Genomic DNA, 13,447 nt, shown 5'->3' with positions numbered 1-13,447 from the left:
CCGCTCCTCGCACTCTATCCACCGAGGGGTCAGCCACCGTACGAGCGCAGGGCGTCGATGGCGCGGACGGTGACGTCCTCCACCGGACCCGTGGCGTCGATCCCCACGAGCTTGCCCTGGGCGCCGTAGTAGTCGACCAGCGGCGCGGTCTTGTCGGCGTACTCCCGCAGGCGCGTGGCGATGGTCTCCGGCTTGTCGTCGTCCCGCTGGAACAGCTCGGCGCCGCACCGGTCGCAGATGCCCTCGCGCGTGGTGGCGTCGAACTCGACGTGCCAGATCTTGCCGCAGCCCCGGCAGGTGCGCCGGCCGGAGAGCCGCCGGATCACCTCGTCGTCGTCGACGACCAGCTCCAGCACGAGGTCCAGAGCGGTGCCGAGGTCCGCGAGGAGCTTGTCCAGCGCGGCGGCCTGCGGTGTCGTACGCGGGAAGCCGTCGAGCAGGAAGCCCTCGCTCGCGTCCGGCTCGGCGAGCCGGTCCCGCACCATGTTGATGGTCACCTCGTCCGGCACCAGCTCGCCGGCGTCCATGTACCGCTTCGCCTCGACGCCGAGCGGGGTGCCCTGCGACACGTTGGAGCGGAAGATGTCACCCGTCGAGATCTTCGGCACCGCGAGGTGCGCGGCGATGAACTCCGCTTGCGTGCCCTTGCCCGCCCCCGGCGGGCCAACCAGAACGAGTCGCATCTACCGCAGGAACCCTTCGTAGTTCCGCTGCATCAGTTGGCTCTCGATCTGCTTGGTCGTCTCCAGACCGACGCCGACCATGATCAGTACAGCGGTGCCGCCGAACGGGAAGTTCAGGTACTGCTGCTTGTTCAGCCAGATGAAGAAGAAGTTCGGCAGGATCGAGATGACGCCCAGGTAGAGAGCGCCCGGCAGGGTGATCCGGCTGAGGATGAAGTCCAGGTAGTCGGCGGTCGGCTTGCCGGGGCGGATGCCCGGCACGAAGCCGCCGTACTTCTTCATGTTGTCCGCGACCTCGGTCGGGTTGAACGTGATCGAGACGTAGAAGTACGTGAAGAAGATGATCAGCAGGAAGTAGACCGCGATGTAGATCGGGCTGGTCGGGTCGACCAGGTTGTTCTGAATCCACGCCTGGGTCTTGCCGGGGTCCGTCTGGTCGAAGAACTGCAGGGCCAGCTGCGGCAGGTAGAGCAGCGACGAGCCGAAGATGACCGGGATGACACCAGCCTGGTTGACCTTGAGCGGGATGTAGGTCGAGGTGCCGCCGTACATCCGCCGGCCAATCATCCGCTTGGCGTACTGCACCGGGATCCGGCGCTGCGCCTGCTCGATGAAGGTCACCGCGGTGATGACGACCAGGACCAGGGCGATCACCAGCCAGAACTTCCCCCAGCCGCTGGTCTCCTTGATCTGCCAACCCTCGGCGGGGAGCCGGGCCGCGATCGAGGCGAAGATCAGCACCGACATGCCGTTGCCGACACCCCGGTCGGTGATCAGCTCACCGAGCCACATGACCACACCGGTGCCGGCGGTCATCGTCATCACCAGGATGGTCAGGGTCAGCCAGTCCGGGATGCCGGTCCCCTCGGGGATGATCGGGAACTGGTCGCACTGGTTGTTGAAGAGCTGGCCGGAGCGGGCCAGGGCGACGAACGCCGACGCCTGCAGGACACCCAGCCCCAGGGTGAGGTAGCGGGTGTACTGGGTGATCTTGGCCTGGCCGGCCTGGCCCTCCTTGCGGAGCTGCTCCAGCCGCGGGATCACCACGGTCAGCAGCTGCAGGATGATCGACGCGGTGATGTAGGGCATGATGCCCAGCGCGAAGACCGACAGCTGCAGGAGCGCACCACCGGAGAAGAGGTTGAGCAGGTTAAGGACGCCCGTGGAGCCGTTCTCCAGGGTGTCCAGGCACTTCTGCACGTTTCCGTACGACACGCCTGGGCTCGGCAGCGTGGCGCCGAGCCGGTAGATCGCGATGATGCCTACTGTGAACAGCAGCTTCTTGCGCAGGTCAGGCGTGCGGAACGCACTGAGAAAGGCGGACAGCAACTTCTTCCTCCTGCGCGAGGCGGGCCGCCGGTTGTCCCTGGCGGATCGGGGTGGGCCGGGCGGGCGCCCGAAATCCATGACTGGGATGGGACTCTAACAGTCCGCTCCCGGTCCGGGCAGGTGTGCCCGGCTACATAAACCGCTTCCGATGTTACCGGGCGCACACGGCCCAGGTAGACCATGGCGCCCGCCAGTTGACGGACAACTGGGCGGGCGCCATGGGTCGTACAGCCCTACAGCTCGGTGACCGAGCCACCGGCGGCGGTGATCTTCTCCTTGGCCGACGCGCTGAACGCGTGCGCCGAGACCTGGAGCGCCACCCCACCGAGGTCGCCGGTGCCGAGCACCTTGACCGGCTGACCCTTGCGGACCGCACCGGCCTCGACCATCTCGACCGGACCGACCTGACCGCCGTTCGGGAACAGCTCGGCGAGCCGGTCCAGGTTGACGACCTGGAAGGTCACCTTGAACTTGTTCTTGAAGCCCTTCATCTTCGGCAGGCGCATGTGGATGGGCATCTGCCCACCCTCGAACGCCGCCGAGATGTTCTTGCGGGCCTTCGAGCCCTTGGTACCGCGGCCAGCGGTCTTGCCCTTGGAGCCCTCACCGCGACCCACGCGGGTCTTCGCGGTCTTGGCACCGGGCGCCGGGCGCAGGTGGTGGACCTTGATCGTCATTACTCGACCTCCTCGACCTTCACGAGGTGGTTGACCGTGAAGATCATGCCGCGGATCTCCGGACGGTCCTCCTTGACCACCACGTCGTTGATCCGCTTGAGGCCGAGCGAACGCAGCGAGTGACGCTGGTTCTGCTTGGCCCCGATCTCGGACCGGACCTGGGTGACCTTCAGGCGAGCCATCAGGACGCCACCTCCGCCCGCGACGCCAGCATGGCGGCCGGCGCGACGTCCTCGACCGGCAGACCACGACGGGCGGCGACAGCCTCGGGGGACTCCAGCCCCTTCAGCGCCGCCACCGTGGCGTGCACGATGTTGATCGGGTTGGACGAACCGAGGCTCTTGGAGAGCACGTCGTGGATACCCGCGCACTCCAGCACGGCGCGCACCGGCCCACCGGCGATGACGCCCGTACCGGCCGAGGCCGGCTTGAGCAGCACGACGCCGGCGGCGTCCTCGCCCTGCACCGGGTGCGGGATCGACTGGCCGATCCGCGGCACCTTGAAGAAGTGCTTCTTGGCCTCCTCGACACCCTTGGCGATCGCCGCGGGCACCTCCTTGGCCTTTCCGTAGCCCACGCCGACGGTGCCGTCGCCGTCGCCCACGATCACCAGGGCGGTGAAGCTGAAGCGACGACCACCCTTCACGACCTTGGCGACGCGGTTGATCGCGACGACCCGCTCGAGGTGCGGGGTCTTCTCGACGGGCGCGTTTCCGCGGCCGCCCTCACGGCGGTTGTCGCGGCGACCACCCTCGTTGCCACCGGACCCGCCGCCACGGCGCTGTTGACCTGGCATCAGCAGCCTTCCTTTTCTCTCGTGACGGGGATTGTCAGAACTCGAGCCCGGCTTCGCGGGCGGCGTCGGCGAGCGCGGCTACCCGCCCCGCGTACCGGTTGCCACCGCGGTCGAAGACGACCTTGGAGATGCCGGCCGCCTTCGCCCGCTCGGCGAGCAGCGCACCGACCTTGCCGGCCAGGGCGCTCTTGTCGCCCTCGGCGCCCCGCAGCGACGCGTCCAGGGTCGAGGCCGACGCCAGGGTGTGACCCTTGGTGTCGTCCACGATCTGGGCGACCATGTGCCGCAGGGAGCGGGTGACGACCAGGCGGGGACGCTCGGCCGTACCGCTGATGTTCTTGCGGACCCGGAAGTGCCGGCGCGCACGCCCGACGGCGCGCTTGGCGGCGACGCCGCGGCGGCGCTTGAGCAGCGTGGCGCTCACTTCTTACCTGCCTTTCCAGCCTTGCGGCGGATGACCTCGCCCTGGTACTTCACGCCCTTGCCCTTGTAGGGCTCCGGCGGGCGGATCTTCCGGATGTTCGCGGCAACCTCGCCGACCAGCTGCTTGTCGATGCCGGCCACGTGGAACAGCGTCGGCTTCTCCACCGTGAAGGTGATGCCCTCCGGCGCCGGCACGAGGACCGGGTGCGAGAACCCGAGCGCGAACTCCAGGTCCTTGCCCTTGGCGGTGACCCGGTAACCGGTACCCGCGATCTCCAGGCTCTTGCGGTAGCCCTCGGTGACGCCGACGATCATGTTGGCGACCAGGGTACGGCTCAGGCCGTGGAGCTCCTTGGCCTTGCGCTCGTCGTTCGGGCGGGCGACGTTCAGCTGCCCGTCCTCGGCCCGCTCGATGGTGATCGGCTCGGCCAGGGTGTGCGAGAGCTCGCCCTTGGGGCCCTTGACCTTGACGGTCTGGCCGTCGATCGTGACGTCGACGCCGGCTGGCACCGGAATCGACTTACGTCCAATACGCGACATTTCTACCTGTCTCCCGTTACCAGACGAAGGCGAGGACTTCCCCGCCAACGCTCCGCTTGCGGGCCTGCCGATCGGTGAGCAGCCCCTGGGACGTCGAAATGATCGCCACGCCCAGACCGCCGAGCACCCGCGGGAGCTCGCCCGACTTGGCGTACACCCGGAGGCCGGGCTTGGACACGCGCTTGATGCCGGCCAGGCTCCGCTCGCGGTTCTGGCCGTACTTCAGCTCGACGACCAGTCGCTTGCCGACGGCGCCCTCCTCGGGCTCCTCGACCGACCAGGTGGCGATGTAACCCTCGGTCTTGAGGACCTCGGCGATGTTCGCCTTGATCTTCGAGTAGGGCATCGTCACCCGGTCGTGGTACGCCTGGTTGGCGTTACGCAGACGCGTGAGCATGTCTGCGATCGGGTCGGTCATCGTCATTAAACTCGTCAACCTTTCTCGCCGGGGTTCCCGGGACCACCCGGGCCTACGGCGAAGAGACAGTGCAGCTGACGCGCGGAGCGCGCCGGGCTATTACCAGGAAGCCTTGGACACGCCGGGCAGCTCACCGCGGTGGGCCATCTCCCGGATGCAGACCCGGCAGAGACCGAACTTGCGGTAGACCGCCTTCGGACGCCCGCACCGCTGGCAGCGGGTGTACGCGCGAACCGAGAACTTCGGCTTCGCGGCCGCCTTGAGGATCAGCGCCTTCTTGGCCATCTCAGTTCTCCTTGAACGGGAAGCCCAGGAGCTTGAGCAGCGCCCGGCCCTCGTCGTCGGTCGTGGCGGTGGTGACCACCGTGATGTCCATGCCCCGCTGGCGATCGATCTTGTCCTGGTCGATCTCGTGGAACACCGACTGCTCGGTCAGACCGAACGTGTAGTTGCCGTGCCCGTCGAGCTTGCGCCCGTCGAGGCCGCGGAAGTCACGGATACGCGGCAGTGCGATCGACAGCAGCCGGTCCAGGAACTCCCACATCCGGTCGCCGCGCAGGGTGACCTTCGCGCCGATCGGCATGCCCTCGCGCAGCTTGAACTGCGCGATGGACTTGGTGGCGCGCCGCACCTGCGGCTTCTGGCCGGTGATGGTCGCCAGATCGCGGACGGCGCCCTCGATCAGCTTGGCGTCCCGGGCGGCCTCGCCGACACCCATGTTGACGACGATCTTGACCAGCCGCGGCACCTGCATCGGGTTGCCGTAGTTGTACTGCTCGCGCAGCTGGGCCACGATCTCGTTGCGGTACCGCTCCTTGAGGCGCGGCATGGTCTTGGTTTCGGTAGCCGTGGTCATCACAGGTCCTTACCGGTGCTACGCGCGATGCGGACCTTCTGGCCGTTCTCGTCGATCCGGTAGCCGACGCGAGTCGGCTTGCCGTCGGAGTCCACGACCATCACGTTCGAGACGTGGATCGGGGCCTCCTGGGTGACGATGCCACCGGTCTTGGCGCCACGCTGGGTGGTGCTGATGCGGGTGTGCTTCTTGACCCGGTTCACGCCCTCGACCAGGACCTTGTCCTGCCGCGGGTAGGCCGCGATGACCTTGCCCTTGGCACCCTTGTCCTTGCCGGCGATGACGACGACCGTGTCGCCCTTCTTGACCTTCACGGTCACAACACCTCCGGCGCGAGAGAAATGATCTTCATGAACCGCTTGTCCCGCAGCTCCCGGCCCACCGGGCCGAAGATACGGGTGCCGCGCGGGTCCCCACCGTCCTTGATGATGACGGCGGCGTTCTCGTCGAAGCGGATGTACGAACCGTCCGGCCGCCGCCTCTCCTTGGCGGTGCGAACGACGACCGCCTTGACGACGTCGCCCTTCTTCACACCGGCACCGGGGATCGCGTCCTTGACGGTGGCCACGATGACGTCGCCGATGCTCGCGTAGCGCCGACCGGAGCCGCCGAGCACGCGGATGCACAGGATCTCCCGGGCACCCGTGTTGTCGGCGACGCGCAGTCGCGACTCCTGCTGAATCACGTCTATCTCCTATGTCTGCCGGTTCTCCGGCCGCACGAGGCGGCCGGAGCCTGGCGGAACCTGCGCCCGACCGATGCCGGCCGAGCTTGAGCCTTCGCTACTTGGCCTTCTCGAGGATCTCCACGAGCCGCCACCGCTTGGTGGCGGACAGCGGCCGGGTCTCCATGATCAGGACCCGGTCGCCAATGCCGGCGGCGTTCTGCTCGTCGTGGACCTTGAGCTTGCTGGTGCGGCGCATGATCTTGCCGTACAGCGCGTGCTTGACCCGGTCCTCGACCTCGACGACGACGGTCTTCTCCATCTTGTCGCTGACCACGAGACCCTCACGCACCTTGCGACGGGCCCGCGCGGCGGCGGTCGTGTTCTCGCTCATGAAGCAGTCACCTCAGTCGGCGCGGCCGAGAGCCCCAGCTCACGCTCACGCATGATCGTGTAGATCCGGGCGATCTCCCGACGGATGACCTGCAGCCGCCGGTTGTTGTCCAGCTGCCCGGTTGCGGCCTGCACGCGGAGGTTGAACAGCTCCGCCTTGGCCTCGCGCAGCTTCGTGACCAGCTCCTCCTCGGAGAGCTCACGCAGCTCGGCGGCCTTAACGCCCGCTGCCATCAGGATTCACCCACTTCGCGCGTAACAATCCGGCACTTCATCGGGAGCTTGTGGATCGCGCGGCGCATCGCCTCACGCGCGATCTGCTCGTTGGGGAAGGACATCTCGAAGAGGACCCGTCCCGGCTTCACGTTCGCGACCCACCACTCGGGCGAACCCTTACCGGAACCCATCCGGGTCTCGGCCGGCTTCTTGGTGAGGGCCTGGTCCGGGAAGATCGTGATCCAGACCTTGCCGCCACGCTTGATGTGACGGGTCATCGCGATACGCGCCGACTCGATCTGGCGGTTGGTCACGTACGCCGGCTCGAGAGCCTGGATCCCGAACTCGCCGAACACCACCCGGTTACCACCCTTGGACGCGCCGCTGCGGTCCGGGTGGTGCGGCTTGCGGAAGCCCTTCGGGGGCTTGCGCGGCATCAGCATCTGTCAGCCCTCCTGCTGCGTTTCTGCCGCGGCGGCGACGGCGGACGCGTCCACCGGCTCGCCACTCGGCGTCTCGGCCTGCTGCGCGATGGTGGTCGCGGCTGCCCGGCCGGCCTCGGTGCCACCGGCGGTCGTGCCGGCGGAGCCGGACCGACCACGGCGCGGCCGCTCGGGGCGGTCGCCGCGCTCACGGCGCGGGCGCGACGGAGCCTCGGCCGGGGTCTCCCGACCCGGCACCGCGTCGCCCTTGTAGATCCAGACCTTCACGCCGATCCGGCCGAAGGTGGTACGGGCCTCGAAGAAGCCGTACTCGATGTTGGCCCGCAGCGTGTGCAGCGGAACCCGACCCTCGCGGTAGAACTCGGTCCGGCTCATCTCGGCGCCGCCGAGACGGCCCGAGACCTGGACCCGGATGCCCTTGCAGACCGGGTTCTTCATCGCGGACTGCATGGCCTTGCGCATCGCCCGACGGAAGCTGACCCGGCTGGACAGCTGCTCGGCCACGCCCTGCGCGACGAGCTGCGCGTCCGACTCGGGGCTCTTCACCTCGATGATGTTGAGCTGGACCTGCTTGCCGGTCAGCTTCTCGAGCTCGCCACGGATCCGGTCTGCCTCCGCGCCCTTACGGCCGATGACAATGCCCGGCCGGGCGGTGTGGATGTCGACGCGGACCCGGTCCCGGGTGCGCTCGATGTCGACCTTGGAGATCCCGGCGCGCTCGAGGCCCTTGGACATCATGCGGCGGATCTTGACGTCCTCGCCGATGTAGTCCTTGTAGAGCTTGTCCGCGAACCAGCGGGACTTCCAGTCGGTCGAGATGCCGAGCCGGAACCCGTGCGGGTGAACCTTCTGACCCATTACTCCGCACCCTCCGTCGTGCTCTGCGTCTCGGCCGGCGCAGCCTGCTTCGCCGGGGCCGCCTTCTTCGCCGCCGACTTCTTCGGCGCGGCCGGGGCGACCGCCTCGACCGCGACCGTGATGTGGCAGGTCCGCTTGCGGATCCGGTACGCCCGGCCCTGCGCCCGCGGCTGGAACCGCTTCATGGTCGGGCCCTCGTCCACGTACGCCTCGCTGACGAGCAGCGCGTCGGGGTCCAGCCGCTCGTTGTTCTCCGCGTTGGCGATCGCGCTCGCGAGCACCTTGTACACCTGCTCACTCGCAGCCTGCGGCGCGAACTGCAGCACCGTGAGCGCCTCCTTCGCGGGCAGGCCGCGGACGAGGTTGACCACCCGGCGCGCCTTCATCGGCGAGATGCGCACGTACCGCGCAACCGCCCGCGCGCCCGGAAGCACCGGAGCGTCGCCCTTTCCTGGCATCGCTGTAACCCCTTGTTCCTCTATCCGTATGCCCGCGGCGTCAGCGCCGGCGGCTCTTCCGGTCGTCCTTCTCGTGACCCTTGAACGTGCGGGTCAGCGCGAACTCGCCGAGCTTGTGCCCGACCATCGCCTCGGTCACGAACACCGGGACGTGCTTGCGTCCGTCGTGCACCGCGATCGTGTGGCCCAGCATCTCGGGGATGATCGTCGAGCGCCGCGACCAGGTCTTGATGACGTTCTTCGTGCCCTTGTCGTTCTGCGTCTCCACCTTCTTGATCAGGTGGTCGTCGACGAACGGGCCCTTCTTCAGGCTGCGAGGCATGTCTTATCTCCCTCAGCCGCGCTTACGCGTGGCGTAGCGGCGGCGGACGATCAGCCGGTCACTCGGCTGGCCCTTACGACGGGTGCGGCCCTCGGGCTTACCCTGCGGGTTGACCGGGTGGCGACCGCCGGAGGTCTTACCCTCACCACCACCGTGCGGGTGGTCGACCGGGTTCATGGCGACACCACGGACGGTCGGGCGCTTGCCCTTCCAGCGCATGCGGCCGGCCTTGCCCCAGTTGATGTTCGACTGGTCGGCGTTGCCGATCTCACCGACGCTGGCGCGGCAGCGCACGTCCACCCGCCGGATCTCACCGGACGGCATGCGCAGGGTCGCGTACGCGCCCTCGCGGCCCAGCAGCTGGATGCCGACGCCGGCCGAACGGGCCAGCTTGGCGCCGCCACCCGGACGCAGCTCCACGTTGTGGATCGTGGTACCCACCGGGATGTTGCGCAGCGGCAGGTTGTTACCCGGCTTGATGTCGGCGCTCGGACCCGACTCGACGGTGTCGCCCTGCTTCAGGTCCTTCGGGGCGATGATGTAGCGCTTCTCGCCGTCGAGGTAGTGCAGCAGCGCGATCCGCGCGGTGCGGTTCGGGTCGTACTCGATGTGCGCGACCTTGGCCGGCACGCCGTCCTTGTCGACCCGCTTGAAGTCGATGATCCGGTACTGCCGCTTGTGGCCGCCACCGTGGTGCCGGGTGGTGATCCGGCCGTGGGCGTTGCGACCGCCCTTCTTCGGCAGCGGGGCCAGCAGCGACTTCTCCGGCGTCGACCGGGTGATCTCGGCGAAGTCGGCGACGCTCGAGCCACGCCGGCCCGGCGTCGTCGGCTTGTACTTACGGATAGCCATTGTCTACACCCCTCAGCTGACCGGGCCGCCGAAGGCCTCGATGCGGTCACCGTCAGCCAGCTTCACCATCGCCCGCTTGGTGTCCTTGCGCTTGCCGAACCCGGTGCGGGTCCGCTTGCGCTTGCCCTCGCGGTTGAGCGTGTTGACCGTCAGGACGCGGACGTTGAAGATCTGCTCGATAGCGATCTTGATCGCGGTCTTGTTCGCGTCCGGGTGCACCAGAAAGGTGTACCAGTTGCGGTTCAGCTCGCTGTAACTCTTCTCCGAGACGACCGGCGCCACGATGATGTCGCGCGGGTCGGCGATCGTGCTCACTTGCCACCCTCCTCGGTGGTCTCGGCGGGAACGCCCAGGAACTCGTCCAGGGCCTCCTTGGTGAAGACCACGTCGTCGGCCACCAGCACGTCGTACGTGTTGAGCTGGCCGGCTTCGATCAGGTGCACCCGCGGCTCGTTGCGCAGCGACACCCAGTTCAGCTCGTCGGTGCTGCTCAGCACGACCAGCACCCGGCGGGCGTCGGTCAGCTTCGTCAGCGTGGCCAGCGCGGCCTTGGTCGACGGCTTCTCGCCCGAGACGAACGCCTCGACGACGTGCACCTTGCCGGCGCGGGCCCGGTCCGAGAGGGCGCCACGGAGCGCGGCGGCCTTCATCTTCTTCGGGGTCCGCTGGCTGTAGTCGCGCGGCACGGGACCGTGCACCACGCCACCGCCGGCGAACTGCGGCGCGCGGATCGAGCCCTGCCGGGCACGACCGGTGCCCTTCTGCTTGTACGGCTTCTTGCCGCCGCCGGCGACCTCGCCGCGGGTCTTGGCCTTGTGCGTGCCCTGCCGGGCCGCCGCGAGCTGGGCCACCACGACCTGGTGCATCAGCGCGACGTTGGCCTGCGCGTCGAAGATGTCGGCGGGCAGCTCCACGGAGCCGCTCTTGGCGCCTTCGACGGTGCGGACGTCAACGGTGGTCACTTGGCCGCACCGCCCTTCTTCGCCTTGGTCTTGGCCGCGGTACGGACCAGGACCAGCGCGCCCTTGGGGCCCGGGATGGCGCCACGGACGAGCAGGAGGTTGTTCTCGGTGTCGACCGCCTGGACGGTCAGGTTCTGGACGGTGTAGCGCACGCCACCCATCCGGCCGGCCATCCGGGTGCCCTTGAAGACACGACCCGGGGTGGCGCAGGCGCCGATGGAGCCCGGCGAGCGGTGCTTGCGCTCGACACCGTGGCTGGCGCGCAGACCGTGGAAGCCGTGCCGCTTCATCGGGCCGGCGTAGCCCTTGCCCTTGGTCTTGCCGGTCACGTCGACCGAGATGCCGGCCGGGAACTGCTCGACCGTGACCTCCTGGCCGAGCGAGTACTCGGCGGCGTCGACCGTGCGCAGCTCGACGATGTGGCGCCGCGGCGCCACGTCGGCCTTCGCGTAGTGACCGCTGATCGGCTTCTTGACCTTGCGCGGGTCGATGGCGCCGTACGCCAGCTGGACCGCCGCGTAGCCGTCCTTCTCAGCGCTGCGAACCTGGCTGACGACGCACGGGCCGGCCTGCACCACGGTCACGGGAACAACACGGTTGTTGTCCCAGACCTGGGTCATGCCGAGCTTCGCGCCCAGGATCCCCTTGACTTGCCTGTCCATTTGTCCGATCCCTACAGCTTGATCTCGATGTCGACGCCAGCCGGCAGGTCGAGGCGCATGAGCGAGTCGACCGTCTTCGGGGTCGGGTCGATGATGTCGATCAGCCGCTTGTGCGTGCGCATCTCGAAGTGCTCGCGCGAGTCCTTGTACTTGTGCGGCGAGCGGATAACGCAGAAACGGTTGATCTCCGTGGGCAGCGGCACCGGGCCCGCGACCTGCGCCCCGGTGCGCGTCACCGTCTCGACGATCTTCCGAGCCGAGGAGTCGACGACCTCGTGGTCATAGGCCTTGAGCCGGATGCGGATCTTCTGTCCCGCCATGGTGGCTTCTGTTCCTTCTCTCGATGCCGCTGTGTTGCGGGCGCCTGTACCGGCTGGCACAGGCCCACTTCGCCGACCCCCGCGGTCGGGCGTGTCGCGCCCTCGGGCCAGGCTCCGCCCCGGGACTCCGGAGCGATACCGACCGCGCGGTGGGTCATGGCGCCGATCGCACTACCGCGACCTGGACGCCGTGCGAGGGTGGTTGGCGGACTGGCCGCCAACCACCCTACGCCCGACTGGCCCTCCCGCCCGGAGGTTCGGCACAAGCCGAACGCAGGCGGTCGAACCGTCGTTACGCAACCTGACTAGTATGCCGCACGACCGGCGGCGGGTCTAATCGGGGTTACCCAGCTCACTTGATGATCTTGGTGACGCGACCCGCGCCAACCGTACGACCACCCTCGCGGATCGCGAACTTGAGGTTCTCCTCCATCGCGATCGGCTGGATGAGCTTCACGCTCATCGTGGTGTTGTCGCCCGGCATGACCATCTCGGTGCCCTCGGGGAGCGTGACGACACCGGTGACGTCCGTGGTCCGGAAGTAGAACTGCGGACGGTAGTTCTGGAAGAACGGGGTGTGCCGGCCGCCCTCCTCCTTGGAGAGGATGTAGACCGTCGCCTCGAACTCCGTGTGCGGGGTCGTGGTGCCCGGCTTGATGACGACCATGCCGCGCTCGACGTCCTCGCGCTTGATGCCACGCAGCAGCAGACCGACGTTCTCACCCGCGCGGGCCTCGTCGAGCAGCTTGCGGAACATCTCGATGCCGGTGCAGACCGTCTTCTGCGACTTCTCGCGGATACCGACGATCTCCACCTCCTCGTTCGGCTTGAGGATGCCGCGCTCCGCGCGACCGGTGACGACGGTGCCACGACCGGTGATCGTGAAGACGTCCTCGATCGGCATGAGGAACGGCTTCTCGGTCTCGCGCTCCGGCTGCGGGATCGCGGTGTCGACCGCGCTCATCAGCTCGAGCAGCTTGCCGGTCCACTCGGGGTCACCCTCGAGGGCCTTCAGCGCCGACACCCGGACGACCGGCAGGTCGTCACCCGGGTACTCCTGCGCCGAGAGCAGCTCACGGACCTCGAGCTCGACGAGCTCCAGGAGCTCCTCGTCGTCGACCATGTCGCTCTTGTTGAGCGCCACGACGATGTACGGCACGCCGACCTGACGGGCCAGCAGCACGTGCTCGCGGGTCTGCGGCATCGGGCCGTCGGTCGCCGCGACCACCAGGATCGCGCCGTCCATCTGGGCGGCACCGGTGATCATGTTCTTGATGTAGTCGGCGTGACCGGGGCAGTCGACGTGCGCATAGTGCCGCGCCTCGGTCTGGTACTCGACGTGCGCGATCGAGATCGTGATGCCGCGGGCCTTCTCCTCCGGCGCCTTGTCGATCTCGTCGAACGGCGTGTACGGGTTCAGGTCCGGGAACTGGTCGTGCAGGACCTTGGTGATGGCCGCCGTCAGCGTCGTCTTACCGTGGTCGATGTGACCAATGGTGCCGATGTTGACGTGCGGCTTAGTCCGCTCGAACTTCGCCTTCGCCACTGGTGTCCTCCTGTGGACTTTCTTGGTTC

The 13,447-nt window shown here is 67.9% G+C and carries 24 protein-coding genes; all 24 read right to left on the bottom strand.

The genetic code is table 11. The features are described 5' to 3' along the window. Positions 1 to 29: 29 nt before the first annotated feature. Complete coding sequence (locus AB0873_RS03660; protein WP_155330241.1) at positions 30 to 683, bottom strand: adenylate kinase; 654 nt, start codon at positions 681 to 683, stop codon at positions 30 to 32. Further along, entirely contained in the window at positions 684 to 2,012 is a 1,329-nt protein-coding gene (secY, locus tag AB0873_RS03655; RefSeq protein WP_366598248.1) for a preprotein translocase subunit SecY, read from the bottom strand. Positions 2,013 to 2,245: 233 nt separating this feature from the next. Next, the gene (rplO, locus tag AB0873_RS03650) at positions 2,246 to 2,689 is read right to left on the bottom strand and encodes a 50S ribosomal protein L15 (protein ID WP_155330239.1); all 444 of its coding nucleotides are present in this window, start codon (positions 2,687 to 2,689) and stop codon (positions 2,246 to 2,248) included. Then, positions 2,689 to 2,871, bottom strand: coding sequence for a 50S ribosomal protein L30 (rpmD, locus tag AB0873_RS03645; RefSeq protein WP_155330238.1), 183 nt, complete (start codon positions 2,869 to 2,871; stop codon positions 2,689 to 2,691). The genes rplO and rpmD overlap by 1 nt, the downstream gene beginning before the upstream one ends. Beyond that, positions 2,871 to 3,485 (bottom strand): 30S ribosomal protein S5, encoded by a 615-nt coding sequence (rpsE, locus tag AB0873_RS03640; RefSeq protein ID WP_155330237.1) that lies wholly within the window; start codon positions 3,483 to 3,485, stop codon positions 2,871 to 2,873. Before rpsE ends, rpmD begins: the two co-directional genes overlap by 1 nt. Positions 3,486 to 3,519: 34 nt before the next feature. Then, entirely contained in the window at positions 3,520 to 3,909 is a 390-nt protein-coding gene (gene rplR, locus AB0873_RS03635; RefSeq protein WP_366598247.1) for a 50S ribosomal protein L18, read from the bottom strand. Further along, positions 3,906 to 4,448 carry a 50S ribosomal protein L6 gene (gene rplF, locus AB0873_RS03630; RefSeq protein WP_155330236.1) on the bottom strand — a complete coding sequence of 181 codons (543 nt, stop codon included), beginning with the start codon at positions 4,446 to 4,448 and terminating at the stop codon, positions 3,906 to 3,908. Before rplF ends, rplR begins: the two co-directional genes overlap by 4 nt. A gap of 16 nt (positions 4,449 to 4,464) precedes the next feature. Beyond that, positions 4,465 to 4,872 (bottom strand): 30S ribosomal protein S8, encoded by a 408-nt coding sequence (rpsH, locus tag AB0873_RS03625; protein WP_155330235.1) that lies wholly within the window; start codon positions 4,870 to 4,872, stop codon positions 4,465 to 4,467. 93 nt (positions 4,873 to 4,965) lie between these two features. Further along, on the bottom strand, positions 4,966 to 5,151 hold the full coding sequence (locus AB0873_RS03620; protein ID WP_007073023.1) for a type Z 30S ribosomal protein S14: 186 nt from the start codon (positions 5,149 to 5,151) through the stop codon (positions 4,966 to 4,968). A gap of 1 nt (position 5,152) precedes the next feature. After that, entirely contained in the window at positions 5,153 to 5,722 is a 570-nt protein-coding gene (gene rplE / locus AB0873_RS03615) for a 50S ribosomal protein L5 (RefSeq protein WP_155330234.1), read from the bottom strand. Next, positions 5,722 to 6,042, bottom strand: a complete 321-nt coding sequence (gene rplX, locus AB0873_RS03610) for a 50S ribosomal protein L24 (protein ID WP_012184319.1) — start codon at positions 6,040 to 6,042, stop codon at positions 5,722 to 5,724. The genes rplE and rplX overlap by 1 nt, the downstream gene beginning before the upstream one ends. Continuing rightward, positions 6,039 to 6,407 (bottom strand): 50S ribosomal protein L14, encoded by a 369-nt coding sequence (gene rplN, locus AB0873_RS03605; protein ID WP_007465279.1) that lies wholly within the window; start codon positions 6,405 to 6,407, stop codon positions 6,039 to 6,041. Before rplN ends, rplX begins: the two co-directional genes overlap by 4 nt. A gap of 97 nt (positions 6,408 to 6,504) precedes the next feature. Next, positions 6,505 to 6,780, bottom strand: a complete 276-nt coding sequence (gene rpsQ, locus AB0873_RS03600; RefSeq protein WP_155330233.1) for a 30S ribosomal protein S17 — start codon at positions 6,778 to 6,780, stop codon at positions 6,505 to 6,507. Beyond that, on the bottom strand, positions 6,777 to 7,013 hold the full coding sequence (gene rpmC / locus AB0873_RS03595; protein WP_088982056.1) for a 50S ribosomal protein L29: 237 nt from the start codon (positions 7,011 to 7,013) through the stop codon (positions 6,777 to 6,779). The genes rpsQ and rpmC overlap by 4 nt, the downstream gene beginning before the upstream one ends. Further along, positions 7,013 to 7,438, bottom strand: a complete 426-nt coding sequence (gene rplP, locus AB0873_RS03590; RefSeq protein WP_007465292.1) for a 50S ribosomal protein L16 — start codon at positions 7,436 to 7,438, stop codon at positions 7,013 to 7,015. Before rplP ends, rpmC begins: the two co-directional genes overlap by 1 nt. 3 nt (positions 7,439 to 7,441) lie before the next feature. Beyond that, complete coding sequence (rpsC, locus tag AB0873_RS03585; RefSeq protein ID WP_155330232.1) at positions 7,442 to 8,296, bottom strand: 30S ribosomal protein S3; 855 nt, start codon at positions 8,294 to 8,296, stop codon at positions 7,442 to 7,444. Next, the gene (gene rplV, locus AB0873_RS03580; protein ID WP_155330231.1) at positions 8,296 to 8,754 is read right to left on the bottom strand and encodes a 50S ribosomal protein L22; all 459 of its coding nucleotides are present in this window, start codon (positions 8,752 to 8,754) and stop codon (positions 8,296 to 8,298) included. Before rplV ends, rpsC begins: the two co-directional genes overlap by 1 nt. Positions 8,755 to 8,794: 40 nt before the next feature. Continuing rightward, complete coding sequence (gene rpsS / locus AB0873_RS03575; RefSeq protein WP_091125151.1) at positions 8,795 to 9,076, bottom strand: 30S ribosomal protein S19; 282 nt, start codon at positions 9,074 to 9,076, stop codon at positions 8,795 to 8,797. A 12-nt stretch (positions 9,077 to 9,088) separates the two neighbouring features. Next, the gene (gene rplB, locus AB0873_RS03570; RefSeq protein WP_155330230.1) at positions 9,089 to 9,928 is read right to left on the bottom strand and encodes a 50S ribosomal protein L2; all 840 of its coding nucleotides are present in this window, start codon (positions 9,926 to 9,928) and stop codon (positions 9,089 to 9,091) included. Between the two features lie 12 nt (positions 9,929 to 9,940). Next, positions 9,941 to 10,243, bottom strand: coding sequence for a 50S ribosomal protein L23 (rplW, locus tag AB0873_RS03565; protein ID WP_091125159.1), 303 nt, complete (start codon positions 10,241 to 10,243; stop codon positions 9,941 to 9,943). Next, positions 10,240 to 10,890, bottom strand: a complete 651-nt coding sequence (gene rplD / locus AB0873_RS03560; RefSeq protein WP_366598246.1) for a 50S ribosomal protein L4 — start codon at positions 10,888 to 10,890, stop codon at positions 10,240 to 10,242. The genes rplW and rplD overlap by 4 nt, the downstream gene beginning before the upstream one ends. Beyond that, positions 10,887 to 11,552, bottom strand: coding sequence for a 50S ribosomal protein L3 (rplC, locus tag AB0873_RS03555; protein ID WP_366598245.1), 666 nt, complete (start codon positions 11,550 to 11,552; stop codon positions 10,887 to 10,889). Before rplC ends, rplD begins: the two co-directional genes overlap by 4 nt. Positions 11,553 to 11,563: 11 nt before the next feature. Further along, positions 11,564 to 11,872 carry a 30S ribosomal protein S10 gene (gene rpsJ, locus AB0873_RS03550; protein WP_007073037.1) on the bottom strand — a complete coding sequence of 103 codons (309 nt, stop codon included), beginning with the start codon at positions 11,870 to 11,872 and terminating at the stop codon, positions 11,564 to 11,566. A gap of 352 nt (positions 11,873 to 12,224) precedes the next feature. Continuing rightward, positions 12,225 to 13,418 (bottom strand): elongation factor Tu, encoded by a 1,194-nt coding sequence (gene tuf / locus AB0873_RS03545; protein WP_155330227.1) that lies wholly within the window; start codon positions 13,416 to 13,418, stop codon positions 12,225 to 12,227. Positions 13,419 to 13,447: the final 29 nt, after the last annotated feature.

Origin of the sequence: Micromonospora sp. NPDC047707 (assembly GCF_040704235.1) — a bacterium.
In the GTDB taxonomy this organism is placed as follows: Bacteria; Actinomycetota; Actinomycetes; order Mycobacteriales; family Micromonosporaceae; genus Micromonospora.
This window is presented reverse-complemented; position numbering and strand designations above follow the sequence as displayed.

Coding starts and splice junctions, on each gene's coding strand:
- rplO (WP_155330239.1), bottom strand. CDS start 2,689: ATGACGATCAAGGTCCACCACCTGCGCCCGGCGCCCGGTGCCAAGACC.
- rpmC (WP_088982056.1), bottom strand. CDS start 7,013: ATGGCAGCGGGCGTTAAGGCCGCCGAGCTGCGTGAGCTCTCCGAGGAG.
- AB0873_RS03620 (WP_007073023.1), bottom strand. CDS start 5,151: ATGGCCAAGAAGGCGCTGATCCTCAAGGCGGCCGCGAAGCCGAAGTTC.
- rplC (WP_366598245.1), bottom strand. CDS start 11,552: ATGGACAGGCAAGTCAAGGGGATCCTGGGCGCGAAGCTCGGCATGACC.
- rplB (WP_155330230.1), bottom strand. CDS start 9,928: ATGGCTATCCGTAAGTACAAGCCGACGACGCCGGGCCGGCGTGGCTCG.
- rplE (WP_155330234.1), bottom strand. CDS start 5,722: ATGACCACGGCTACCGAAACCAAGACCATGCCGCGCCTCAAGGAGCGG.
- rplV (WP_155330231.1), bottom strand. CDS start 8,754: ATGCCAGGAAAGGGCGACGCTCCGGTGCTTCCGGGCGCGCGGGCGGTT.
- rplF (WP_155330236.1), bottom strand. CDS start 4,448: ATGTCGCGTATTGGACGTAAGTCGATTCCGGTGCCAGCCGGCGTCGAC.
- rpsC (WP_155330232.1), bottom strand. CDS start 8,296: ATGGGTCAGAAGGTTCACCCGCACGGGTTCCGGCTCGGCATCTCGACC.
- rpsQ (WP_155330233.1), bottom strand. CDS start 6,780: ATGAGCGAGAACACGACCGCCGCCGCGCGGGCCCGTCGCAAGGTGCGT.
- rpsJ (WP_007073037.1), bottom strand. CDS start 11,872: ATGGCGGGACAGAAGATCCGCATCCGGCTCAAGGCCTATGACCACGAG.
- rpsS (WP_091125151.1), bottom strand. CDS start 9,076: ATGCCTCGCAGCCTGAAGAAGGGCCCGTTCGTCGACGACCACCTGATC.
- rpsE (WP_155330237.1), bottom strand. CDS start 3,485: ATGCCAGGTCAACAGCGCCGTGGCGGCGGGTCCGGTGGCAACGAGGGT.
- rpsH (WP_155330235.1), bottom strand. CDS start 4,872: ATGACGATGACCGACCCGATCGCAGACATGCTCACGCGTCTGCGTAAC.
- rpmD (WP_155330238.1), bottom strand. CDS start 2,871: ATGGCTCGCCTGAAGGTCACCCAGGTCCGGTCCGAGATCGGGGCCAAG.
- AB0873_RS03660 (WP_155330241.1), bottom strand. CDS start 683: ATGCGACTCGTTCTGGTTGGCCCGCCGGGGGCGGGCAAGGGCACGCAA.
- rplP (WP_007465292.1), bottom strand. CDS start 7,438: ATGCTGATGCCGCGCAAGCCCCCGAAGGGCTTCCGCAAGCCGCACCAC.